This window comes from Paenibacillus sp. Z6-24 (assembly GCF_054161335.1).
The window spans coordinates 4,710,790-4,737,140 of the sequence record NZ_CP096398.1; the positions used below are offsets into that span (position 1 = coordinate 4,710,790).

The 26,351-nt window shown below is 53.1% G+C and carries 18 protein-coding genes; 4 read left to right on the forward strand and 14 right to left on the reverse strand.

All coding sequences use genetic code 11. The features are described from left to right. Positions 1-143 precede the first annotated feature (143 nt). The 7 genes from M1D61_RS20395 to M1D61_RS20425 form a co-directional block, all read right to left on the reverse strand. A complete protein-coding gene (locus tag M1D61_RS20395) occupies positions 144-3,521 on the reverse strand; it encodes a GAP1-N2 domain-containing protein (protein ID WP_458120384.1) in 3,378 nt (1,125 codons plus the stop codon). Then, the gene (locus M1D61_RS20400; RefSeq protein ID WP_458120385.1) at positions 3,518-4,780 is read right to left on the reverse strand and encodes a TRAFAC clade GTPase domain-containing protein; all 1,263 of its coding nucleotides are present in this window, start codon (positions 4,778-4,780) and stop codon (positions 3,518-3,520) included. The genes M1D61_RS20395 and M1D61_RS20400 overlap by 4 nt, the downstream gene beginning before the upstream one ends. A 15-nt stretch (positions 4,781-4,795) precedes the next feature. Further along, positions 4,796-5,485, reverse strand: a complete 690-nt coding sequence (locus M1D61_RS20405; protein ID WP_458120386.1) for a beta-mannanase — start codon at positions 5,483-5,485, stop codon at positions 4,796-4,798. 89 nt (positions 5,486-5,574) lie between these two features. Beyond that, a complete protein-coding gene (locus M1D61_RS20410) occupies positions 5,575-6,852 on the reverse strand; it encodes a vWA domain-containing protein (RefSeq protein WP_458120387.1) in 1,278 nt (425 codons plus the stop codon). A 401-nt stretch (positions 6,853-7,253) separates the two neighbouring features. Next, positions 7,254-9,638: a transcription initiation factor TFIID gene (locus tag M1D61_RS20415; RefSeq protein ID WP_458120388.1), complete on the reverse strand. Its 2,385-nt coding sequence runs from the start codon at positions 9,636-9,638 to the stop codon at positions 7,254-7,256. A 1-nt stretch (position 9,639) separates the two neighbouring features. Next, positions 9,640-13,029, reverse strand: a complete 3,390-nt coding sequence (locus M1D61_RS20420; RefSeq protein WP_458120389.1) for a tubulin-like doman-containing protein — start codon at positions 13,027-13,029, stop codon at positions 9,640-9,642. 210 nt (positions 13,030-13,239) lie between these two features. Beyond that, positions 13,240-15,018, reverse strand: a complete 1,779-nt coding sequence (locus M1D61_RS20425) for a vWA domain-containing protein (RefSeq protein WP_458122574.1) — start codon at positions 15,016-15,018, stop codon at positions 13,240-13,242. Positions 15,019-15,412: 394 nt separating this feature from the next. Here M1D61_RS20425 and M1D61_RS20430 point away from each other — a divergent pair, with 394 nt between their 5' ends. From M1D61_RS20430 to M1D61_RS20440, 3 genes are read left to right on the forward strand one after another with little or no spacing between them, the layout of a single operon-like run. Next, positions 15,413-15,559, forward strand: a complete 147-nt coding sequence (locus M1D61_RS20430; protein WP_458120390.1) for a hypothetical protein — start codon at positions 15,413-15,415, stop codon at positions 15,557-15,559. A 33-nt stretch (positions 15,560-15,592) separates the two neighbouring features. Next, positions 15,593-16,552 carry a hypothetical protein gene (locus M1D61_RS20435; protein ID WP_458120391.1) on the forward strand — a complete coding sequence of 320 codons (960 nt, stop codon included), beginning with the start codon at positions 15,593-15,595 and terminating at the stop codon, positions 16,550-16,552. Further along, entirely contained in the window at positions 16,549-18,471 is a 1,923-nt protein-coding gene (locus M1D61_RS20440) for a hypothetical protein (RefSeq protein ID WP_458120392.1), read from the forward strand. The genes M1D61_RS20435 and M1D61_RS20440 overlap by 4 nt, the downstream gene beginning before the upstream one ends. A 186-nt stretch (positions 18,472-18,657) precedes the next feature. Here M1D61_RS20440 and M1D61_RS20445 read toward each other — a convergent pair whose 3' ends face one another. The 6 genes from M1D61_RS20445 to M1D61_RS20470 form a co-directional block, all read right to left on the reverse strand. After that, positions 18,658-19,008, reverse strand: coding sequence for a hypothetical protein (locus tag M1D61_RS20445; protein ID WP_458120393.1), 351 nt, complete (start codon positions 19,006-19,008; stop codon positions 18,658-18,660). Positions 19,009-19,024: 16 nt separating this feature from the next. Then, positions 19,025-20,347 (reverse strand): GTP cyclohydrolase IIa, encoded by a 1,323-nt coding sequence (locus tag M1D61_RS20450; RefSeq protein ID WP_458120394.1) that lies wholly within the window; start codon positions 20,345-20,347, stop codon positions 19,025-19,027. 154 nt (positions 20,348-20,501) lie between these two features. Further along, a complete protein-coding gene (locus M1D61_RS20455; RefSeq protein WP_458120395.1) occupies positions 20,502-21,245 on the reverse strand; it encodes a YcnI family copper-binding membrane protein in 744 nt (247 codons plus the stop codon). Between the two features lie 72 nt (positions 21,246-21,317). Further along, a complete protein-coding gene (locus M1D61_RS20460) occupies positions 21,318-23,135 on the reverse strand; it encodes a copper resistance CopC/CopD family protein (protein WP_458120396.1) in 1,818 nt (605 codons plus the stop codon). A gap of 143 nt (positions 23,136-23,278) precedes the next feature. Beyond that, the gene (locus M1D61_RS20465) at positions 23,279-23,941 is read right to left on the reverse strand and encodes a response regulator (RefSeq protein ID WP_458120397.1); all 663 of its coding nucleotides are present in this window, start codon (positions 23,939-23,941) and stop codon (positions 23,279-23,281) included. Then, on the reverse strand, positions 23,934-24,767 hold the full coding sequence (locus tag M1D61_RS20470; protein WP_458120398.1) for a sensor histidine kinase: 834 nt from the start codon (positions 24,765-24,767) through the stop codon (positions 23,934-23,936). The genes M1D61_RS20465 and M1D61_RS20470 overlap by 8 nt, the downstream gene beginning before the upstream one ends. Before the next feature lie 347 nt (positions 24,768-25,114). Here M1D61_RS20470 and M1D61_RS20475 point away from each other — a divergent pair, with 347 nt between their 5' ends. Beyond that, a complete protein-coding gene (locus M1D61_RS20475) occupies positions 25,115-25,270 on the forward strand; it encodes a hypothetical protein (protein WP_458120399.1) in 156 nt (51 codons plus the stop codon). Positions 25,271-25,467: 197 nt separating this feature from the next. Here M1D61_RS20475 and M1D61_RS20480 read toward each other — a convergent pair whose 3' ends face one another. Further along, entirely contained in the window at positions 25,468-26,346 is an 879-nt protein-coding gene (locus tag M1D61_RS20480) for a helix-turn-helix domain-containing protein (RefSeq protein WP_458120400.1), read from the reverse strand. Between the last annotated feature and the right edge of the window lie 5 nt (positions 26,347-26,351).

Here is a 26,351-nt window from a genome sequence, read left to right on the forward strand (position 1 = left end):
TTCTATTATCTTCCTGCTTGTCGTCCTGCCTAATGTTCCATATTCATCCCGGTCATTGGACCTGACATCTGCGTAATGGATTGTATTTCGTATAATGTCATTGCGTAAATATCAGGAAAAGCACCGAGTTGGAGAGCATTAGATTACGGAGTTTCAGTTCCAGTTTCGGTTTCAGTATCTGAACCGGCCGGTTTGGTGAGTGAAGTGACCGGATACTGCTTGCCATCAACTTTGACCTGATTAATATTGGTGGCTTCAATATCCTTGGGCAGGCTGACGGTTACCGTAAAGGGATGCGTCGTCTCCAGCTCTTCCTCGGTCAGCGTCTCCAGTGCGGCGGAATCGTTATCCGTGCCGGCTGCTGAAGTGCCGCTTGTCGAAGAGCCGGTTTCAGTTCCGCTGCCATTGGTGGATGTTCCGGTACTTGAACGGTTTGCCGAACTATCCGTCACTGCTGTAGATGAATCTTCTTTGGTCACAGCGTTCGGGTCATTGGTCGCTGCAGTCCCGGCAGTTGCGCCGCTGTTCGTCTCTGCTGATGTGCCGGTAGCAGCGTCCGTATTTGTTTCCGAATCAGTGCTTCCGGCTGTACCCTTGCTGTCAGCAGTGGAAGAATCCGCCGCTCCCGCATCGGCAGCCGGTGCGTCGCAGGCAGACTGCGGTTTAAGCTGATTGTAGTCTGCCGTCTGTCCGGTACCCAGGATGAATGTAGCCTGTTTGGGCTGGAATGCCTGACAGGCCGTCATACTGGTAAAATGGAACACCATTCGCGCATCATCTGCCGAACCGGTCGTCGAGCTTCCGGTGTCGGTAGACGTGCCGGTACTGCTCGTCTTGACAACGCCGGAAAATGCTGCGGCTGTGTTGCTCCCGGTTGGGGAGGCTGCGTCGGTCGAGTCGGTCGCTGCTCCTGCAGCATCTTCCTCATCCGGCAGCCCGGTCAGCGTCACGATCACTTCCGGCAGATCGGCCGCTGGCTGCGACTCGGTTCCTGTGCCTGGTTGAGACGTGGTCGGAGTCGCGACCTGGATCGGATCGCCACTGAACACGTTTACCAGATAGAATGCCAGTCCGACGATAACAGCCAGCCCAACCACCGACAGCAGTCCTAGAAAAGGCAGCCGCTTGCGGTTGCGCTTCATCCATTTGGCCAGCGGTGTCGCCAGTTCGTCACGGGCACGGCCGTAGACCGCCTGCAGGGCAGGACCTTCGCTGCCAGAGTCGCTTTTGGACAGCGTACCTTTGCGGAATGCTTCCGGATCGTATTTACGGAAATAAGCCAGGATGGCCGCTTCATAGGCAGGGACAAAGCGCGGCTCTGCCGCTGCACGCTTGGTTGTCCGCTCATTACGAGCGCCGCGTTCGGCAGCTCGCTGCGCAGGTTCGGGGAATCCGCGATCATTTCCTCCAGCCTCCCGCATAAATTCAGGACGATCCTCCGACCAGCGGAAAAAGTCATAGATCGTCTGCGAATCCGGTGCCTGTTTGCGCACTTCCTCCACCATGCCGGAATAGTCCATATCGTTCGGCTGGGCGCTGTAGCTAAAAGCTCCCAGCAGTCGCCCAAATTGCTTGCTGCGTATATCTTCACCGAGCCAGGAACGGCCCAGCTGCTGAATCCGGTCCTTTTCCGCGATAGGCAGATGTTCAAGCAAATCGACTACCTGCTCGGGATTTTTAGTTTCGGTAAACCAGATGTACAGCAGCTGAAGCGCGAGTTTTTTGGAAGCGGTACGACGTTCTGCCAGTTCGGGATAATCGTCGCTTGGCAGCGGACTCGCCAGGAAATCCGCCTGCAGCAGGCGTTCGCGGGTGAGCGAGGACCATTCCAGTTCGCTGAGCAGGAAACGTTCTGCCAGTGCACGCATTTCCTGACCAAGACCGGATCTGATCCAGGCTTCGCTGTTGATGTCTGCTGCCTGGTTATCCTGCTCCACTTCCTCCAGCATATGAAAGGCATTACCGGTCGCTGTCATGAGATCCGGACTGCGACGCAGTGCCTCCATAAATGACTGACTGGCGCGACTGCAGTAATCTTCCATTTCCAGCAGCTGTGGATATTTGCTGCCCCACTCGGCAGCAAGGTGAATCACTTCCTCCACCGACTGTGCCTGCTGGAACTTGCGGTCGATCAGCGGTGTCAGCAGCATCGTAGCCAGACCCGGCTGGCTGCCGACAATAGCGAGAAACGCCTCATACAGTCGGGGCTGATTCTCCATCATCGCATAAAAAGCCTGACTCTTGACCGCCTGGCCGCTGCTGATAGCGTTGCGGATCGCCCAGATAAAATATTCCACAATTTTGCGACCGGTATGGTCCGGATCAATGCCGTAATATTCCGCAAATACTTCGGCGATCGATACATCCGGCACCTGACCATTCCGCACTACGTCAAATTCACGGTCAAACCGCGACAGAAAAAGATCATTCAGCCGGATCGCCGATTCCAGTGCACCGGCCGGACGCAGATGCTTGAGCAGAGACTGCAGAATCATGCCCTGCTGCTCGCGGTACAGCTGCTCGTCTCCCTGTTCCACCCGGAACAGCAAGGTCCATTCATCATACTGCCCCGGATCAGGCAGCGATTCCCCGGCAGCATCGATACCCGCCTGTCCCTGATCGGCAAATTCCAGCAGTTCACGCAGCCGCTCCGGCTGATTCAGATGCCGCCAGGCCCAGTCGATATAGATCTGACCGGATTTGCCCGCCTGGGCTGCCTGAATACGTCCATTGCTCAGGTCGAAAATGTAATCCCGTTCAATATTGCGGTCACCCGCACGAATCGAGCCTGTCTCCACGAATAATAGCTGCATGCCTTTGCGGCTTTCCGGCTCTTTGGCATATGTAGTGAAGCCCAGTCTGCGGCGGAATGCATACGGCAGCGCCTGCATGAGGACGCCGATCAGCTTTTTCGCCTGCACCGGCAGTTCCAGTACAGGTACATTCAGCGAAATATATACTTTGCGGTGCTTATGAATCGCCGACATGACAGCGCCCAGCATTTGCCGGAACAGCGCTTCATCGATATTCAGTTCAGCCAGCACGGTTAATGGATCTGCAGCGGCAGCCGGCTCTTGCGGCAGTTCATTCAGCGGCTCCAGCACCGTGCCCTGCTCCACATCATAACTGCTTCGGAAGGAAGCATTCAGCCACCGCTCGTAATGATGCACCCACTCCTCTGTCAAAGCCGAAGCAAATACATAGTTATGGGTAAAAAAGGTACTGCGCAGACCGGTAAAGTCGGCAGCGACATACTGGCTGCGGCCAAGTACCGCATCCCGGTTATCCAGCCTCACCAGCTGCAGCGATTCGGGATAGAGCGATGCATCTTTCTCTCCCTGTGATGACAGTTCCACCGGTGCATCGTAGCTGCAGAGCGGGTGAAGATACTTTTTGATATAGGCGTCATCGAGACCGGGCGACCGGGCAATCGTATCGTAACCCTCGGTCGTCCGGAAAATGCCGCTTTTCTCGCGTGTATACAGCTGCTGCTGAATCGGAGTGTTCGACAGTAAACTCAAACTTTTCGTCTCCCCTCAATATAATTCAGTTTGTAAAGCAGCCAGATAAACGGCTCATCCACCCGGATCGGGCTGACCACACTCTGCAGCTTCTGCTCGACCGGGTTGCTGCCCAGCGCCGAGACGGCAAAGTAAGCGGTATCCTTGAAATACACATCCATCGTCCCTTTAAAAGGACGATCCACTCGCTCAATAAAGCGGCGGATCTCTCCGTCGATATTCTCAAACTCATCCAGATCAAAATGATTCCGGTGCACGACATTATGGAAAATATTACTGTTGGACTTAATATATTCGCCATCATCGCCGCGCAGCGATTCCAGCATGTCACTCTTGGTCAGTACAACAGCCGTCGGAATATCCGTCTTGCTGTCTTCCTGATGGGCGATAAAGTCGCTGAACAGCGTCAATACCACATCACGCGGCTCGTCATAACGGGACACCCATTCGCCGCGGCTGTCACCGAGCTGAATACGGATACGATCGCGGATGGACCGGATCTGCAGCGGATCAACCATGAACAGGATGCCGGACGAATTTTTGATATGCTGACCGTGCAGTCCCAGATAATCCTGATCGACCATTCCCTCACCGGCCACGTCAAAAAACACCAGTGTGAGCGGCGGCTTTTCCTCATCCTTGAACACAAACTGGAAAATAAACGGCTCCTGCATCCGTTCCTTCTGCGTGGAAGCCAGCAAATCACCGCGTTCGAACAGCGGCTCCTCATAGTTCATACGGAACTTGCGGCTGATCTCTGTCGTCAGCGGCATACAGGCCGCTTCAAAATTATCCGCTGTCGTGTTCTGCAGCGTATGAATCAGCGCCGTCATATAGACCGATTTGCCGACCTGGGAAGCGCCAACGATCGAGATAATATTGCTTGGCACTTTGCCGGCAGTAACCGGCAGCTCGTTATGACAGTGCGGACAGAGACGACGACGGGTGACCTCGCCATACCGGTCATTCAGCCCCACCAACACATGATCCGAGTAGATCCGGTGCTCTTCCGGCACATCTCCCGGCAGCAGCACCGCTTCCATATCACGGACCGTATCCAGACCATAACGCTCACGATAGCGGTTCAGACGCGCATCTTCACGCAGTGCATAATCTTCATCATCCTCACGATGATGGCTCGCCCGGAATTCCACATCATCCGGTGAGAACTTGTTAAAGCAAAATGGGCACACGATATCGTAAAATAGCGGTCTGGGTTCGGCATCCGGCTTTTTCTTGAACCAATCGAAGATCTTCATCTCACCATCTTCCCCCTATTCCAAAATCAATTCATACATCTGTCCATACATACGCCCATCGGTAAAAAAGAGCCGTACATACTCGTTCTTGCCCATCTCTATAGCCGGCAGCTCATTGCGTCCGGCCTGGAACGGTTCCGCAAACGGGTAAACGATTCCGTCTTCCCGGTTTGCCGGATAACCGCCTTCTTTTTTAACATAACAGAGCACATCGCGGGCGACCGGTACTTCGGCATGCACCTCGATGCGCACCGTTTTCCGTTTGCTCAGCCAGCTGCCCTGCTGACGGATCGAATAATGGATCTTCGCCCGGCCAGCGCTGACTTCAATCCGGTTGCGCCCATCCGGCTGGCGCAGCAGCGCCTGTTCACCGTTATGCTCGACAACCAGATGGATCACATAGCCCATTTTGCCAAACTGGTCGAGCCGGTCGCGGTAGCCATTGACGGCTTTATATTCTTCACGGGTATACAGTTTCAGTCCGGCAGCGGAAGGAGCCTGGTCGCTTTGCCCATCCGCTGCCGGAGCATATTCTTCATTAGCGGCAGCAGGACCTGCTGTGCCGCTCCCGGATAATCGCTGAATATATACCGCTTCGGCGTCACGCGGCCATAACCACCGCAGTGTACACCATCCATCCTCCACCTGAGCGGTCAGCCCATGAATCCCCTGCTCACCTTCAGGCTCTGCATCGATATAACGCATTGCACCATCTCCTTCCTGTTCAGGACTTGATTGTACCCTCATATTTATTATCTACTTTCATTATCCATGCAATTGTAAATGATACCACTCTACCGCTGGAAGCTGCGCGCACTCTCACCGCGTCTGCGGCGTGGACTGCCTGAACTTGTTGGTGGTGGCGGGGGGGCGTTGCGGCGAATCATGCGCTTGTTATTCTCCCCGATTGGAATCACCAGGGTGAACAGGGCAATGACCAGCGCCAGAATCATAATCGCCAGAAAGCGGATAACGCCGTCCGTCCAGTCCGTCTTGCCAATTCCCCATTCCAATAGCAGACCGGCCAGCAGACCGCCAACGCCGCCTCCAATACCGAAGCTTCGTGCCAGGAACCTGTTATCAAACAGCAACCCCAGACCTACGCCGAGCAGTGCTCCCAGAATCATAATCAGGACCACATGCAGAATCTGATAATACAGATTGCTGTTGAATGGTTCACTGCGCTCTGTGACCAGTGTACGCTTGTCCAGCGTGTCATAGATCTGCTGGAATGTTTTCGGCAGGTCGGTAGCCTGGGACACATCATAGTATTGTCCACCGGTTTGCGAAGCAATCTCAGGCAGCAGATTCGGATTCACCCCATTTTGCAGACTCAGACCAATCGTATGGATGGCAATTCCCTGCTGCTGAAAAGGCTGCAATGTGTTGGAATCCAGCGTACTGTCTCCATCCGACAGCATAATTACGACAGTACCACGGGTATCATCATTTTGTTCCTGAATCATCTGCATCGCCGTGTTAAGGGCAAGCGTAAAATCCGTACCGCCATCGGTCGTTACCATCGTATCCATGGTCTGATGTACCTGCTGCTTGGAAGCTGGATTCAGTACGGTCAGCGGTAGTGCCACACTGGCTTCATCACTGAACTGCACAATGCCGACACGCATATCCTTATCCATGGAATCAACCATGTTTTTCACAGCTTGATAGCGCAGATTCTGTGGATCGGTTCCCTGCATACTGCCCGAATTATCAATGACAACCACAACATCTTTTACTGTCTTGGCTCCGTTAAAATCAAGCTGATACAGTGCCTCGGCCGCCAGTCCGCCGATAAACATTACCACGAGTGTAGCCGGCACGAGCAATTTCCATGACACATCCGTATAGCGCTGTCTCCACGACGCCCCGTTTAATTTGGGCGAAATCACTTCAGCCAGCAGGCAGAAAATGCCGATCATCAGACTGATAATCCCGAAATAAATCCCCATCAAAAAAATACGGGGCATCCGGTCCAGATAGGAATGTAAAAACCATTCGCTGAGAATAAAACCGATTGCTCCTCCGATCAGACTGAATAAAACCATAAGCCAGTTTACTTTGCGCTGCATCTCTGGCGTCTCCCCTTTTCACATTATAAGTATCCATCGGTTCTCTTGCTGCATCTGTCCGTGGGTGGGCGGAAGGGACAGCGCTGCGGGGGAAGATGATCCAGCCGATCGCTGTTGAAAACGGATATCCGAAATAACTGCCTACCGCAGTCGATATCCATTTTCAAAGGCGAACGCTTCGCTTCGATTGGATCATTCTTCCCCCTTCGCTCTGTGCTTCCTGCCACCCGGGAACAGACTGGCAAAGAGAATGATGGCTTGCGCTGCGCGCGCTGTTATGTCGGTAAATATTGGTGGTTGTAGAAGCTGGTAATTTTTGATTGCTACTTTTATTACTAGTTCGTTAGTGTGTTGAAGTCTTCTTTATGATTCTACATCTTAACCAGCTAGTCTACTGCAACTTATGTTTCTTTCAGGCCGGATTCTTCGGTATGGAATTCGTAGCCGTTTTGGACATACGTATCGTAGTACGTTTTGCCGTTGCGGTAATAGATCAGATCGGTGATGCCGAAGCCGCCCATCAGGTTGAGTTTTTCGACGCCGCTGGTGCGGTCTTCATGGATGAAGCCGGTTTTGTAAATGCGGGTCGTATTATCGACGCCGGCGGCGTAGCGGACGAACTCTCCGTTCGCGTTGCCGAACATGTACTTTTCTTCATACCGGTGCTTATGGGTATAATCCAGCAGCCGGATATGAATGGTCGCCCGGTCTTCGAGCGTCCGGTAAAGCTCCTTGAACAGGTCCTCCTGCGACAGAGCCTGTTTGTTGGCGTAGTCGATTGTAACATTCGCCCGTTGCAGCAGCTCCTGCTCGAACGTCTGGGACAGTGCCGGTGACGGCAGCAGTTCCTGGCGGCATACGGTAATCAGGCGTTCGATCAGTACCGCGGAACCCTGCTCTAGCAGATGGGTTACATCCGCCATGCTGCGCTCTTCGAAAAAGGCTTTCTCGCCGCGCTTATCCTCGATATCCCGCATTACTTCGGCCGTCAGGCGGCTGTAGTAGTCGGTGATATTCTGGCCGATATAATCATCGGCGGTACGGATGCTTTCTGCCGATGCCGTGTGCAGGTCCCGACCGATCTGGTCCATTCGGCGCATCAGTTCCATGCTGCCCCGGTGCAGGGCAGCCAGCTGCTCTTCCCAGCTTCGATACAGCCTGAGCCGGGTCTGCAGACGAAGAATATGCAGACGATGCGGATAGATCGCCTGGATCAGCGCCCGGGTCAGATTACGCACATTATGCTTGTCCATAAACGGCATTTTGGGAAAAGAAAGTTCATCGGCTCGGCTGTTATACCATTGTTCCAGCTCCAGCTGCGCCTGCTCGATCGCTATATTCAGATCGCGGATGCGGCTGCGCAGCACTTCCCACAGACTGGTGCTCTCCGCTTCATCACTCCACGCAGCCAGCTGGTAAAAGTGCACATCCGGATGCTCCCACATCTGCTCGGCCACGATATGCTTGAACTCGTGTGCAGCATCCCACTGGGCCAGTCTGCGTTCAGCTTCCTGCTCGTAATTGTCCCGGAAGAACGCATCGCCGCCCTTTTCAAATAAAGCATACTCTGCTTCCCGCAGACTCATCGATTTGAGTGAAGAAAAGCTGACCGAACGCGTCATCAGACTGTTCATATCTTCCAGCCGCGATTCATCCGGAATCAGCCGCTCCAGCCGCCGGTCCATCGATGGTTCATCCATCCCCAGCAGCTGTTCGCGCTCCCGTATATTCAGCGCAGGCTCCCGCTTCATCCGCTCCACAATCCCCTGGAAAAAGTGCTCCAATACGGTCAGCGCAATTGCCAGATCCGGTCTGCGCACACGGGCATACCCGGCCGATACAAGCCCCTGGCTGCCATCCGCATTGCGGATATTGTTTTTAAAAGCCGTATTGTTGTAATCCGAGCCGCTAAAAGCCAGATCGCTGCCATCTTCCGGACGCTGCCGGTTTTTGAGCAGGCTGATTCGGCAGATCATATCGTAGTTGCTGTTCACGCCGCCGCTAACCGCCACCCCGCGCTCGTTACGATCCGACAGTATATAAGCCAGTTCAAACAGCGGAGCCGCCGTATGATGGACCATCACCGCGAGTCCATCCTCGGTGCGCTGCAGCGGTGCGCTCAGACTGTAATCTTCCCGCTGCACCTGCTCCAGCTCGAGCAGAAAAGCAACCCCAGCCGAGTTGGCATACCCAAAGTTCTCCTCCTGCTCTCCTTCATGAATCAGTGCATAGATATCCATCTGTACCGATTTGAAGGACTGTCCCAGAATCGAGCGGGCCAGCAGGGCAATCTGCGGAACCAGTATATTCATCGGATCTTCCACCCGTGTCACCACCGACAGATGCAGCCGGTCAAAGGAAGAATATATTCTTCCAAAGTCGGCCAGTCTGCGGGCCGCCTGGCGAAATGCCCGGTTCAGCTCCAGCAGATGCTTGCCGTCTTCCCGGAAATGCGTGCTCCAGTCCGGTCGCTGCCCCCGCTTGCCGGAAGATACAGCAGGTAAAGACAGGTATGACAAAATCTGCTGCGGATCATCCGCTTCTGGTGATCGGGAAGAAGAGTCTGCAGCAGATTCCGGTAATACTTCAACATACATGACACCAGCGCCATTATCCCACTTTTGTGCATTTACGCTTCTGATATGAGCAGCCGCATCGCGGACATGGTCCCCGATAAACAGGAAAACGGCGGGGTAGTGAATACTGCTCCGCCCGTCTCCCTGCCCGGCTGTTTTCTCTTCGGCAGCAGCGTATGCCTCTGCGAATTGTCTCAGCCGAACATCCATATTATCTCAGCTTCCGGCGCAGATCGTTTAATTTGGTTACCATTTGCTTGTAGAACTGGTAGGCTTCGTCCCCATTGACCAGCTCGACACGCTCGTATTCCAGACGATCGCGCGCTTCCAGATAAGTCTCATATAATTCATCCAGCTTGGACAGCAGCGGAGCAATATCCTCGGATGCTGTCAGCTCGTTATCCCGGCGGTCGGCTTTACGCATCAGTACCGCACGGTTTTTCTCATCCAGCTTGCGGAAATGTTCGAACACTTCGAACTCGACCACGTTTTTGGTTTTCATCAGATTCGCGAACGGCTCCCATGCTTCTTCTTCCGGATCGCGGTCATATACGTACAATGCACCTTTTTTGGTGATCGTATCGGTGTACAATGCCTGTACGAACTGATCGGTCAGCTTTTCCTCGCCTTCAAAACGGCCCAGCATGCTTTCCAGCTCGGTGATTTTCAGCTGAATGCCGTCGTACTTGGCTAACTCTTCACGCAGACGCTCGATCAGTTTCGGAGAACGGATCAGATTCTCGGCAGCCAGATCTTCGTTGTAGCTGTTAAAGATATCTTTGGACGATTCCGCTGGCAGTCCCTCGCCCATCAGGCGGCGCAGTTCGGTAAGCGCACGCTTGATTTCACCCAGATTCGGACGGGCAGCATCCAGACGCAGATCGTATCCGCTCAGTACCGCATCCAGATCGAACGGCTGGCTGAAGTTCATCGCAAACCGGTTGCTCGTATTCTGGTCGACATCTTTCTCCGAGATAATTCCCAGTGCACGGGCACGGGCAAAGTCAGCCCGAATGCGCGCATTGTACGACTGTACACGCGGATTGACGTATGTCTCTCCCCAGGAACGCTCAGGAATTGGAGACGGCAGATACGTCCAGTTCTCCTTCTCGGTCATCACGAGGTGACGGCCGACGCCTTCACGGTCCAGAATGGTGCGCTCGTAGTTCTCTTCATACACTTTGAGCGGTGTATAGACGAACAGAGGTACACCATTGCGGGTGTTCAGCCAGAAGATCCGGTTTTTGACCTGGCTCTCCTTGATCGTAAAGTGCGATTTACCGATGGCATTGGTCTGGTAGTTGCGAATACCGCGCAGGATGCTTGGCGCCTGTACCGGCACCGACACAAAGCCCCACGAAGGGAAGTGCAGATTGCCTGCACTGTTGCTCAGGTGGAATACGGGTACTGCATCGTCATCCAGACGGCTGGCAATCTGGCGCTCTACAAATTTCTCGATCGGCTCGTCTTCGCCGTATTTCATCACCAGGAAGTCTTCCATCGAACGGGTGATCAGATCGCCGAACTTGTCGCTCAGGAAGTCGGAGATGGAACGTACGATATCCACTTCCTGCTCTTTGACCCACTGATCGGAATGATCCAGCAGCTGGGTAGAGAAATCACGGATCAGATCATCGCCGTCCTTGCTGTCCATAATGTCGCTGACCGCTTTGGAGATGTCCGGCACGCTAACCAGATTCCAGTAGTACGTTTTGTTGCCGCGATGGTCGGCTTGCTCGGTACCGCTGGTCAGCAACTCGCCATTTTTCTCGAAAATGGAGCTCAGAGCATTCAGCACTTCCGTGAATACGCCGTAAATCCGGTTATTCTCACGGTTCAGCAGCTGATACAGATCTTCATAGAATTCGATCATCTGCTGGGTACGCTCGATATCCGCACGCAGCCAGTACTCGTCGATCTTCGCTTCGATATAGACATTTTTCTTTTTATCTTTGGAGACAAAGGCGCTCTTGGCATCGCCCAGACGATCGTTCGCATACTCTGCCGCCGATTCGATATCACGCGGGATGCGTGTCAGGCTCTCGCGCAGTGTCTCAATATAGGACAGCAGCATTTTCAGCAGAGAGAAGCCATTTTCCGTATACAGCAGGCGGGATACGTAGAATGGTCCCTGTTCCGGATGCAGGAACATGCGGCGGATCTGGTCGGAGAATTGACCGACAATCTCACCAGGCAGCTGCTGCTTGGCTTTGATATATTCTTCGCGGGCACGGACAAGGAATGTCTGTTCCAGCTCGGTATCCATATTGACCGCCTGCATTTTGACAACATTGTTGTAGCTCAGACGCTCGCTGTTCTCAAAGCCTGGCAGCGGCTCCGGTACACGGGACTCGAATGTTTTGGTCATCGTATCCAGATCGACGCCCAGCTTGCGGGCAAAGTTCTCTACCGCTTCCTGATCCGGTGCCTGATCAAACATTTTGTCCATCTTTTGGAACAAGCGATACGCCAGATAGGTCGTCATTTCCTCAATCGGCAGCACCGCAGAGGATGCACCGATAATGTTGTATTCATAGTTCGCCGGATAGGCGCGGTTCATCTGCGCGATATTCGTACGGATATTGCTGATATAGTCATGAATCGCGAACTCTTCGCCGGAGGCTTTTTCCTCACTGGCCATAAAGTTGGTGATATTCTCAGCTGTTACATTCATACAGTAATCGTAGGCATTCTCCAGCAGCTTGCCCTCGGTATTGGTCGCCGAGATCAGGTGACACAGGTTAAATGGCGGCAGCGGTGAATTCACGTTCAGGATGCTGCCGTACTGCTGCTTGAAGCGTTCGCCGCGGCTGTCCACGTTCATCCAGTAATCCAGTTCCTTGAGCGCGGCGTAGCCGTTTTTGCGAATATATTCACGGGTGTGCTCGCTCAGGCTCTTATTGGAGAGGTTAACGTCCGGTGTGAACAGGTAGCCCAGCATGGTCAGACGGTCAATCCCGGCAGAGCCGTAATCGCGCTCTACAATACCCCGTACGATATATGAGATATCTAGGAACGAACCGCTGCCCGTACCGCCGGACAGACCGGTCAGCAGGAACACCATCAGCTTTTTATTGGTGCCGACAGACAGGGTTTTGATCTTTTTATCGATGCTCTGTACGACCTGGTTGATCTTGGTGAACAGCAGCAGACGACCGGCCTGGCGTACACCCGCCGCGCCGTTCATGCCGTCGGTGATGCTCATCTCCGGCGACAGCCATTCAGTGATATAAGGCTCCAGCAGGCTGCGGTTTTGCAGCAGTCCGCCGATCTCCGGATTGGACAGCAGTACAAATTCATTATGCGGATCAAGGCCGATGCCTTTGTATTTTTTGTTGCGATCCTGTTCGTTGGTCTCAAAAGCGAGGAATTCCACATTATCCGGTTTTTCCTGCTTTTTCTTGGTAACCGGATCTTCCGGCAGACGGAAGCGGCGGTTAATCTGGTATTTCAGACGCAGCAGGGCATCAATCCCTGTGCCTCCAAGGCCGATAATCAGGATCGGATTGTCGATGGTATCGACTCTTATTTTCTCACTGACAATACCGCCGCCAAGCGATACGTCGAGCTGCTGGATATGTTCTCTAACGATTGGTTTCATGGATGATCCCCCTTGTAACCTTCTATTTTTAACGTATTGAATTATGCTCTGATTGGTTTCCCATTTGTCTGTTGTATTTTGGTATTTCCAGTTGGTGTCTGATTTATTATACGGTTCAATCATGAATTAAATATGTCCGGCTATCTGTCTGCACCCAACTGCCATGCCATCTCCCCGGTAACCCTGGCTATGGAAATGGCATGTCCATCATCAGGTCAGGTATTCCAGCAGAACGGTCTTGTCCACCTGGCGCAGTGCAATCGTCAGACGATCGCCGCTCTTCAGTTCATAGCCGCGGGAAGCATCGATTGCACGGCCGGATTTCTCAATGATGCTGTCCGCATTGTTGCGAACGATGATACGGTCATTATTGCCCGGTGTAAAGGTAATGCTCTCGGTCTCCTTCAGCTCCGGCGCCAGCTGCAGCAGCTGATGCAGGTTGAACTTGCCGCGGAAGGTCGTCAGTTTCTTGTACTGCGGGTAGGATTTCTCTCCGGTATTCTCGTCGCGGATCTCAATGACCATCTGACCGACGAATCCTCTGTTTTTCTGCTTGAGCAGACGCAGCAGGAACCAAATTCCGGTCAGTACGAGCAGAACGCCGATTGCGATCAGTACCCATGCCATTGTGCCAAGGCCGGCCGCTTCCTCCGTGCTGCCGGTCCCTGCACCAGCGCCGGTCGCATCTACAGTAACCGGAGTCGTCTCCCGGTAAAAGCTCTGCTCTTCCGCTCTCACAACGAGCTGGTATTTATGATTATCCGTCACTTCAAAAGTTCCCTTGAACTCTGTTCCATTGCCGCTAAGTGACACCTGGCTGGTCGCTCCGGTGTCCATGTCTTTGACGTTCAGTACAGCTTTGAGGTTGCCAACCTGTGAGGCATCGGTCAGCTTTTGCCCATTGCTGGTCAGATAGGATACGATATCGATTTTATCGCCTTTGCCATAGTTTTTGGCCGGAATCGGGTCCAGCGCCATCTCCAGGCTGTAGTTGAAGATCAGGTTGATATCGATATTGTCCTGATCGGCTCCCTTGACCTGCAGCGTCCAGTCTCCCTGCTGAGGCTTCAGCAGTTTGACCAGGGAATAGCTTTTGGAGGTGGAGATGCTCACCTGATCCGAAGGAACGCCCACTGCTTTGCCTGACGGATCGACCAGCTTCACTTCCACTTTCTGTGAAGACATAATGGAGATATTGGCTTCCTTGACGCTGGCATTCGGGATATTGATCTTCACATCCTGAAATTGTCCGTTACCGGTAATCGAATCCACTGGCACCACGTTCACCTGCTGGTGAGCCGCAAAGATTTCACTCAGGATTCCCGGCAGATCATCCGCTGAGCTGGTTACAAAAGATTTACCACCTGTCTCGGTGGCGATGTTCTTCAGCGCCTGCTGATTTAGCTTGCCGTCGGCATTCAGACCCACAGTATAGACCGGATAGCCCTTCTGCTTGGCCTGCTGCACCGCTTCCTGCAGCTGCTGATCGGCTTCGCTGTTGGAGCGGCCCGAGTTGCTGTTGAGTTCGTTATTGCCATCTGCGAACAGCACGATCATCGGCTCATTGCCCTGCTGCGAACTGTCCTGCAAAATATTGACCGCTTCTCTCATCCCGATCGAAATATCGGTATACGGACCGCGGTTCAGATCATCGATAAAGGTTTTGAGATTCGTTTTGTCATCGGCTGAGTTAATGCCTGTCAGCGCCTTCTCCCGTTCAATCTGATCGGTATAGGCAACCACGCCGACCCGGTCACCCTGGGTGGGCAGCATATCGATAAACAGCTTCATCGCTTCATTCCCGAGCTGCTCGGGGTCACTGGATTTCATCGAGTTGCTGACATCCAGCAGCAGTACCGCGTCCACCTCAGAGGACGGGCTGTTATTGTTGGCTGCGGCCGATGCGGCGAACAGCGTACCTGGCAGCTGTGTCAGACACAGAATCATTGCCAGCGTTATATACATAAGATTGAGTTTTCTACGGAACATCATTCTACTCCTTCGCTTAAGGTAAAATGTAGACACACAGGACAGGCGATTTTCTCATAGTTTAGCGGATTATGATTAAAAGCCGGTTAAATTCACCTTAACATGCCTTAAAACACATAAAGTGAAAAATTTGATACCATTTTCACCACAATATCCATAATAATCCATACACATCCAAAAAGTCTCGTTTGCCGTCTGATTCCTCAAAGGAAGCCGGATACCATTATAACGTATCTTGTTGAATTCTTTCCCCACCTTAAGACGGGGGAAATCACTGGACTACAGGCTAAAAGTTGAATATTCTTCACCGCTCCCTTTATTCTGGAATAGATTTTCGCATAAAATAGAAAATAACCAAACTTCTACTACCTGAACATACAGAAAGGATTATCCTATGGATATACTTGCATACGCATGTGTCGCGATTATGTTTCTTTTTGTCGTAAGCCGGTTGTTAGCTTATGCCTTTCGCCGTAAAAAGGCCCCTTCCGAGGAAGAATTGGAGAAACAGCTGCTGGCCGCCGTCAACGAACGGGAATAACCAAATATGAATTACAGAGAGTGATTGCATACTATGACAACTACCAAAAAAGCGGTTCAGCTGCCTGTGCTCGAACGAAGCCGCCGCAACTATGACCGGCTGCGGACCTGCCGCCGATGCGGGAAGTACACCATCCTGCCCGGCGAAGCCTGTCCGAGCTGCGGCAGAGCCAGACTGGTACCGGTGATGGAACGGGCGCGCTCCCGGGCACGCCGGAAAATGCTGAACGAAATTTTATTTACAGTGCTGCTTATAATCATAGCCATTTTACTGGCACAGGATATGACCCAGATCGCTATTGCCGCCGGTACCGGTCTGATCCTGCTCGCTCTGCTGGTGCTCGTACAGCGCCGGATGACAGAGCGGGAGACGCTGCGTCAGCTCAGCCGGATGTTCCGCTATGATCATGCCACCATACACGACGGACTCGTGCATGACCAGTCGACCGGCGTAGAGACCGTGCGCAGCGGGAAAGATGTGGAAGGCTATCATATTTTGCGTCAGACCGCCGTACTCGTCCGCAATGATCGACTGCGGCTCGCGCTGCTGTCCCTGCTGCAGAACTTCCGGCTGCGCAGCGATATGGATCTGGAGCTGGAATCGCTGATTACCAGGGATTTTGATCCGCTGGTCGCCGATTATATCGGGGAAATTGCCCGGCTCAAACGGGATATGATCAAGGACCGGGCAATCCGCTACATTATTGCCAACGAACCGAGAATTCTGGAAATGGAAAATGGCTGGAATATTCTGATCAGCGTGGCATCGGCTGCTGTGCGCATGAAGCGGTATGTGACCATGTATCAGGGCTTTATCCGCCGGTATGCCCGCTTCCTGCCCCGGGAACGCTTCGTCCGATTATATCATGTGGTCCACAGCGATCCGGCTTTGCAGAGCGAAGTACTCGGTCAGGATATGGAAAGTATCCGGGCAGAACTGTATCCGTCCGATCCTGCCTTTGAACCGGATGCCGCCGGAGCTGAACGTCCATGAGCGTGCTTCGGCTGTTTTCGTTACGCAATCTGCTGCTCGTCTGCTGCACAGTGGGCCTGATACTGATCGTGTTCAAAAGTGTCGGCATTTATCACAAGATCAGCTGGATCAAGCTGGCGGATCAGTATTATGCCCACCAGGAATGGATTCCGGCAGAACAGTGGTACAGCCGGGCGGCCGAGAACCGGTATCTGTCCTACCAGGAACAGCATATCCGCAGCCGGCTGGCTGAGCTGCAGCCAATCAGCCAGTGGAACAGCGTCGTATCCGCCAGTGCCAGTGAGCTGCAGGCTGCTATCGACACCCGGCAATTCGATTCCTTTCTCAGCGCCTATGAGCGCTGGAGCGGGCATGTCAGCGCTCAAAAGCAGGCCGACGATCGCTTTCAAAAGGAATACGAACAGATTCAGCAAGACTATACGATGGAAGAAAAGCTGCAGACCGGTTTCACCCAATTTCGCCAGAGCTTTGAAGACGGTCTGCAGGAGAATCTAAAGACTGCGAATTACAAGGATGAATCCTATAAATGGAACCTGCTGCGTATCCCGCAGGCTTACTGGGATACCAGGGAACCGATGCAGCAGTATATCCGCAATTTGCTGGAAAGCTATGACCAGACCAAGCTGAACCGGCTGGCGGCAGCCGGGAATTTCACGGAATTTCTGAATCAGGCGGTATATGCAGCAGAGATGTATCAGCAGCATAATTACAAGGCTCCATGGATCGTGAGCCTCGCCGAAAGCGGGACCCGCTCGGTCATTACCAAGGACATCCAGGCAAAACGGACTGCGCAGTTTGTATCCCATGCCCGCAGCTTCAGGGATGCTGCCAGCGAGCTGGGACTGGATTCATCTCCGGTGCTGACGCAAATCAGCCAGCAGATCCTTTCCCTTCAGGGTCAGGCTGCTTCATTGTCTGCTGCCGGGCAGTTCCAGCAGGCTGTGAATCTGTATGAATCCCTGGGCACACTGGAAGATATGAGTCAGCCGATCGCCCGTACTCAGATTGCCTGGGCGACCGCCGATCCAGTCCATCTGCTGCAGAGCTCCAACGCTTCTGTCGCCTACGAGCATGTAACCGGCGGGGTCAACTGGGCGGATGTGCCGGTGTACAGCATCGCTACCGATCATAATAACCGTCTATTTTTCGGCAAAATGTCGTCCGATGGCGCAGCCAGTGTATGGTCCGGGGAGATCGGCCAAACTGCGAATCAGATACTGTCGCTGACCCTTGAGCCGCGGCTCAGCAGCAGCGAGCAGCCGGTCATCGTCGTCCAGTCCGGCTCGGCTGAAGATGACCGTCATCAGTATTCCTTTTATGGACTGACCGGAAGCGGGTTCCGCAGTCTGCTGTCTGTTGCGGCCGCCGGTTATGAGACCGCAGAGGACGGCAGTATTGATGTACATGAACCTGCTGACGGCGCTGCTGGACAGACGGATATTTACCGCCCTGTTCAGGATGGCAGCTATACACTCAGCGACAGCCGGACCGATAACAGCATGTATCGCTCTATCACGGCTGCTGAAGTGGCTTCTCATCCGAATGAGACGATACAGTTCAGCGCCGAGATCATATCGGTGGATGAGAATGGTGCGCTGGCACGGCAGGGAGACAGTTATGTATGGCTGACCGGCTATATGGAATTTGCCACCGGCAGCTTTACCATTTATGGACAGTTTAACGGACAATTCCAATCGCTGACCCCGGAGCAATCCGGAGCAGGCGCCGATAATACAGACAACAGTCCCGATTCCGGTGCTGCCACGGATAATGAAGCTAACGGCAGTGCAGATACCGGAGCACCGGGAATGCCCGATCCGGAATTTGAACCGGAATATGGATTGGGTGACACTCAACCATCCGGGGTAATCGGTGTAACTACGAGTGCTCCTGTGGTTCGTGTCGACCGGATCGAATAATGTGATTCCTGCGAGCACCGACTCCACTTCAATAACCGATTCACCTTCACAGTGAATCGCCAACAAGCCCATGCAGATATTACAGCTGCATGGGCTTGTTGGGTAAGTCGATATGATTTACATATTTATATTATAGATGATGGTCTTCCGGCTTGATGGATCAACAGCCTCAATAGAAACGTAGCATTAAGAGCTGCCGCCCAGACCAATAAAAATCATGATAAATACCAGTTCCAGCATATACCCGATCACCAGCATCATCGGAATGGTAATAATCAGCAGAACTTTCTGCAGTCCCGGCTCAACCTTGTAGGTGGTCATCCAGCGCCGCAGCCAGAACCATGCCATTACCAACGCAGGCACCAGGATCAGTATGCCCACAGTCACCGCTCCGTAATACAGCCACATCGCTGCCTGCGTGCCTCCAGCACCTTCCAGCCATCTTTCCTTGCCGATTATTAGTGCAATCACGGCCACTGCCATGATCAGATAATATATTTTAAGTATTGTATTGATTGGGAAAGTACCCTTTTTCACGTTTTTCACCCTCTCACTATTCATCGTGCCGATCCCGGCGCAGCCTGTAAATTTTGCGCGGTCTGCCGCGTACTGACTGCTGCTCTTCTCCTTCCACCTCTGCCAGTCCGATACGGCACAGACTGCTCATAATGCGCTGTGCGTTGCGAATCGTCATGGACAGCTGCTGGGATAGCTGAGAAGTGGTGAAGCCGTCCCAGTTCAGATGACGGGTCAGCGCTTCGATTCTGCTGTAGGTTTTGACGCTGATTCCGGCTTCATTCAATAGGGCGAGCAGGCTGGGGTCCACGGACCGTGAAGCATAGCTCCACTGCGCTTCATCTTTGACCATTTCACGAATGTCGCCGTTATCCTGCATGATGACCAGCATCGGCTGCTGCCGACTCCGTACATGCTGCAGTGCCAGTATCGCATGGTTGCCCGCTGTAAAAGCCGTATCCCCGTAGCCGATTCCAACTGATACCGGAATATCCAGTTCCAGCTCCAGCTTGCCAACCGCCCGCCGCAGCTCCGGCAGCTCCCGCTCAATGGCACCGCGGGTACTGATTAACTGGTAGCTGCCTATTCCATGCGGCATCATGACTCCATCGATGCGCTCACACAGCTCCAGCATGCGCTGCTGCATCTGAAGCTCGGCATACTGGATGGAGTAACGTCCTCTTCCTGTACGATTGCTCAGCGTCATCAGATCCGCCTCGATCATCTGCATGCCGATCTGGGTATCCTTGAAATAAGAGCTGCGTGCCTGCTGGATAAGCAGCTCTGCCGCCTGTCGGATATCCTGCCGGGTAATCGTCAGCCGGTACACCGGCATGCCATGCTTCTGCAGCCCGTTGTAGATAAAGTGCATACAAGTCAGCGCAGCGGCACTTTTGCCGCTTTTCCATAACTGCAAGTGAAAATCGATGATCGTCTCCGGATCTTCCATTGCATCAAAAATATGCATGTACAATCTTTCTGTCACAATCCCTAGCTCTGCCAGGGATTCATGCAAATCTATATCTTCCGAACGTACCATATCAATCGAATAAGGGCGGCTTCCGATCTGCTGCGACATCAACATCTGCACCATTCCCCTGTACAGGCCAGAACCGGCAGGCTTGCAGTAAACCGACAGTTCCGCTTCCCGCAAGTAAGGACGCGCTGCAGACATCGGGACCGGTCCGGAAAAGAACCAGCCTTTGAGACCAGGACGGTTCTGCTCCAGAATGCCGGGAATCTCCTGCGGATGATTATAGACAAATGGGATAAACTGCGCATCCTCCGCCATATTCCGGGTCACTTCCAGAATATGGTCGACGGATGGCTGAGGTCCGATTACACCAAGACGGTACGTCATAGCATTCTCCTTCACCATGTCATCTGTTATCAATCCAGCTATCATTATTATAGCAAGTATACCAATTCCCCCGGCAAAAAGAAGCATCCAAGCCATGAAAAAGCCTGATCTCCTTCTAGCGGGAAATCAGGCTTGCTGAGTAGAGTTGTTATATTTATTTGCTGCGTTTGCGTGCAGCCGTCACCCATGCGCCGATCGCTGCGATCAGAGCAACGATGGAAAGGATCAGTGTCGCCGTCTGCATACCGCTGTTTGCGGCTGGAGCGGCATTTGCACCGCTGTCTGCAGCTGGCTGCGCGGAGCCCGCTGCATCTTCACCGGTCGTAGGGGTTCCGCTATCCGTACCGGTAGTGCCGCTGCCTGCCGTACCTGCACTATCATGTCCATGATCAGCCGGCGCTGCTGCACCGGTCGCTTCGGCACTGACCACAGTCATGGAGTGAGGCGTATCACTGCCCTCGTCTCCGGTCCATTCCACAATGCTGCCGTCACTGTAGTACTGGTAGGCATCCCAGGCGAGTTCGCTATCCTTGGCCGGGTTCTCACCGACAAATACAAACTGCTGGAACTGTCCGGCTTCAATGCCGCCGCTTTCCGCTTCCCAGGTGATGGCTGCAATTTCGCCTGCATCATTTTTCTCGGTGGTCGTCTTCCAGCCCGGAACAGGCTGATACTGTTTGAAAGAAAGATTTTCCGGCACTTTCAGTGTTACCTTGGTTGTCGGAATTTCCTTTTCCGAAGGTACCTTGATTGTGTAGGTCTCCCAGGCACCGGTCATGGATGCGGCGGGCTTGACGGTCACGTGCGCACTGGCAACGCCTGCGAATGTAACGAATCCGGCCAGAACAGCAGCCGAGGTAAGCGAGATCATACGGGTAAATACGGATTTGGATTTCATAAATGAATAAGCCCCTTTGTCTGAGTTATACACATTCCATCATGCAATGTGTCCTGCAGTTGTTGCTGTTTATTATCCTACTTTGATCGTAAACTGCACATCCATGCTATCCAGCTTTTTGGTCAGGATATGCATGTCGATCTGCCAGCGTCCGTTCATGCTGATCATGGACTTTTTCTGGTACACGCCATTTTGCTCATCTGCGCTGCTCATCGTGAATTCCGCAGGTGCCATCGCCATATCCATGTGAGTCATCGTAATCTGAATCTGCTCCACATTCACCGGCTGTCCTTTGGCATCCTTGACCGTCACGATAAAGTCATTGCTGCCCATCTCCAGCGGTGTCGCCTTGAGACTCACTTCATAGCCTTCGATCTGCTGTGTCTGCGCCGTAATCTCTTCCGGCTTGACCTTGACCAGCGAGCCGCCCATAGGCGACAGATGCACGAGGATCGCAGCCAGCACCAGAATGACGAATCCGGTCAGCACTTCCCAGATCAGATCCTTGCCCAGCTCTTCCTCCTGCTTGCGCCCTTTGACATAATTCAGCCCGGCAAAGGCTGCCATGATCAGGAACAGCAGAATTTTGCCCAGCAGTGTCAATCCATACGCGGTCGTGAACAACGAATTCAGCTCCGGCAAATAGACCAGACTGCCGTAAATCCCGGTCACCAGCAACGCCGCTACCGATACGATCGCCCACCAGGAGAACCGGCGAACGATGCTCCAGTATACAAGTCGGCGCTCTTCACCGCTGTACGCTTCCGTAATCTTCGGCAGAAATAGTGCCAGTGCAAGCAGCGCTCCGCTCCAGATCAGAGCCGACAGCAGATGGATAAAGTCAGCCGCAATCGCAATACCTGCATACGGCTCTGCATAGGCATGTCCATCAAATGCCTTGGCCAGCAGCGCTGCGACCAGCATTACAAATGCTGTCATACCGATCCCTTTGCGGACCGATACGGATAACTTGCGCAGCTGTATGAGCAGCAGACCCGCGATGCCCAGTATGGTAAAGATCATCTGGAACAACCAGACCTTGCCGAACACGGTCGCCTGCAAAGTCGTCATTACTTCGGCACCGGTGCCGGACAGCGGTACATCCGCATCCCAGGCGATTCGCAGCGGCAGCTGTGCCACCAGAGCTGCCAAGGCAATCACACTGCCCGCTATCACGAACCAGCGGTAGCGGCCGCCTGTCATCCATCCGGTATGCTCCCCGGCACGCAGCCGCTGCGGCAGCAAGAACAGGGTCAGACAGAGTGCCCCGAGCAGCATCGCCTGTCCGGCATACTGCAGCCATCGCATAACGACCAGCAGCGGATTGACCGGCTTGTCGCTAATACGCACATCCGTATCGTTTACGTCTTTGCCGGCGCCATCGCCGACCTGAAACACGATTCCACCCTGTACCGGATGTCCGTCGCCGGATACGGCTTTCCAGGAAATATTGTAAATATCGCCTGCCAGCTTCATCGGCACATCCGCTTTTAACACGGTACCGTCATTCTCATCAATCTTCGCCTGGATCGGTCCGATCACCTTGCCGGACGAATCCATCAGCTGGATGCTGTAATACGCACGCTGAATATCTTCATTAAAACGGATCTTGATCTGCTGCGGGGACTGCTCCAGCACCTCGTTTTGTGACGGTGATGATTCCACGACCGCCGAGTGAGCCATACCTTGCTGCGGGAACAGTATACACATCAGCAGTACCAGCAGAGCAAGTACGCTGTGCAGCAAGGCTTTGCCTTTGCCTGCTGCGCCACGCCGGGCTGCATGCTTTCCGCGGTAGCTCCCACCTTTCGCAGACCCGTCACAGCGATCAGCGAACGATAGTAACCCTGCTGTCTGTACATTCTGTGATTTATCTGATCGTATTATCATGTTGCTCAATCCTTCACCTGCTTTCCGAACGGTCATGGGACCCCAATCCAATGAACCTTTCTCATCATAACGGAACATCTGTCGGTGGAAAATGACTACATAGGGCTATATAACCGTCATTCACCGGTTCAAATTTGAATGAATTATGGACGCGGACGCTGATCCGAAGCCAAGCCCTGCTCCAGCGCATACCGGGTCAGCTGCACACGGTTCTCGAGTTGCAATTTTTGCAAAATATTTTTGAGATGATTTTTGACCGTCTGCTCGGAAATGACCAGCTCGGCAGCAATCTCCCGGTTCGTCATGCCGGATGATACCCACTGCAGAATCTCCCGCTCCCGCCGGGTCAGCGTATCGGCAGCCGGATCGCTCTGTGCCTTGCCAAACGGAAATTCCTGCAAAATCCGGTGCGCAATCTCCTGGCTCATGCCCTCTCGGTCGGAGGCCACACTGCGCAGATATTCCAGCCAGGTCGACGGCGGCAGGCTTTTGAGCAGATAACCCTGTGCTCCCTGCTTGATCGCCTCGAACAGATGGGCGGCATCATCCGACACGGTCATCATGATGATCTTCACATAGGGAAATCTCAGCTTGATCAGCCGCGTCGTCTCCAGTCCATCCATGCCTTTCATGGAAATATCCATCAGAATCAGATCCGGCATCCATTTCTCTGTAAATTCCAGTGCTTCCTGACCGCTGGCGGCCGTGCCGATCACTTCAAACATCGGCTCTTCCGATAAAATAACACTTGTGGCTTCCCGGGCATGGGCATGATCATCCACAATCAGTACACGTACTCTATCCATGTCCGTTTCCTCCTGTCAGTACGAATCGGGTCCGGTTCTGCTCACGCCGCAGCGCAAACGTCCAGCCGCGCAGTTCGGCCCGTTCCGCCGTAATGCGCAGTCCGAACTTGCCCGGATCGGTCAGTTCCTGTTCGTTATATCCCTGTCCGTCATCCTGCACGATGATCTGCCAGCCTGCATCACTGCGTATACCGGAAATGGTCGCACTTCGTGCTCCCGCATGTTTGTGGATATTCAGCAGCGCTTCCCGGATACAGGCCAGCAGTTCGGCCTGCTCATCCGGCTTTAACAATCCGTCATCCAGCTGCCAGTCCAAATCCACCTTGATCCCGGCCAGCGGAATCATCTCACGGATGCGATATTCCAGTGAGGTCTCTCCGGCATCCTCCTGACGGGGGGAATACTTGAGATTGGCAATCGACTGGCGTACATCATGATTGGCTTCACTGACAGTGCGGCTGATATCGTTCAGCATCTTGTGCACCTCCGGGTCATCAAACCGGCGCCGGGCCTGGTCCAGCTTGACTCCGAGCAGGAACAGCGACTGGGCGACCCCGTCATGCAGTTCCCCGGCGAGCAGCTGCCGTTCCTCCAACTTGCCTTTGGCAATTCGTTCCCGGTCCAGTGCAGCCCGCGTATGCTCCATCATCGTGAAAAGCCGGCGCAGCAGGGTGACGCTGACAATATATACAATCACCGGCGACAGCCAGTTGCCCACTTCCATGGACAGATACGGCATCAGCAGCTGATGCCTCACATACTCCCATAACCCAATAGTAACGGTCGGTAAAAACAAGATCGTCCATTTCATCCATCGGTAAGACATATCATTCTCCTTTATTCCGCTGATCGGTGCCATCGGACACCGGAAGTCCATTTTATTGCGCCAGACGACGCTACAATTACATGCTATCCGTATTATCCCATGACCGAACCGTGTATAACCTGTGAACAGTTGAATAATTTCCAAAAAAATTTAGATAAATGGTTTGCAATTCACCGGTTGAATGCTTACAATAAGAATGTAGATATGATAATGATTATCATTCCTGATCGGTTGATAATCCACTGATAATTCCTGAATACGGAAATTTGACGATTGCTGCAACGTGCACCCTGTGCCTCATTATATATGCGCTGCTATCCCTGCGCTTCAAAGGAGACGGAATCTTGATGAACGCAATGACTCAGAAAACTTCACTACAAATCGACGATTATCTGGATCTTCTCAATCTGGCTGTTCATGTGGGCGACCACAAATGGCAAAAAGAAATTATCCGTAAGCTGGAGTATCTCAAAAAGTGCTCTGTACCTTCCCGCAGCCGCTAGTCTTCCGTTGCAGTAAGTGCAGAATCATCCATATATGACAAAACCGACCCTAACGAGGAGTCGGTTTTTTGTTGTGCCTATTTATTGCTGCGCCTGGTTTTTGTACTTGCATATAGAGAGCAAGCAGTGAGAAATATTATCAACCTTACCAAGCGGTCTGCCCTTGTTCTCTGTCCCTCCAACCGATCATCTCCAGCCTAATGCGGAAGCTCAACTGCCGAATGCAGACTAAGCTGGTACTGCTTCGGCGTAATGCCATATTTCCGGCGAAACAATCCGATGAAGTGGGAAATATTATCATACTGCAGGCTTATTGCCACTTCGGTTACCGTGTGATGCCGGAGCATCCGGCTGGCTTCCTCCAGCTTGCGGTTGGTAATATACTCCCGCGGCGTCAGCCCGGTCAGCTTTTTGAACCGGCTTGTAAAATTCGTGTGGGACATCCGGTAATGGCTCGCCAGATCCCGGATATGGTGGATCATGCCGATATGATCGTTGATATCGCGGATCGCTTGATACACCGGATCACTCCGGTTCAGCTTCAATACCTGCTCTGCCCCCTGAATATGCAGTAGATGGTAGGTCAGCTCCTGTGCAGCCAAATCAATCAGGAAGCGCCGATCCTCATTGTGCAGGCTGAGATGACGCCGGATTCGCCGAATCGTCTCCTGCAGATCCCGGCTCTGATGATTCACTGCACAGCGCAGCATCGTGCTGCTATCAATCGCAATATCGCTGCCCAGCTCTTCCTCCACAACAGGGTGCAGCCGTGATATCAGCTGGTCACTCAGCTCGAACACAAGCGCACGTGTCGGTACGGGCACATTGATTTCAATCCGTGAATGGGCGGGCAGCAGCAGCATTTCACTGCAGTCATGGGTGAAAAATTGCTCTGTTGTGCAGGTGCGCACATGTTTCTGTCCCTCCAGCACCGTACACAGCTTGGGAGACTCATAAGCGGCATAATTTTCGTTGTAATCCGCCGGCAGATCATAGTACAAAATACGCAGCAGATCGGTCTGATATCCATACTGAAGTTCATCGTAACGGTCAAAACCATGCAGTGCCTGTTCCATAGATT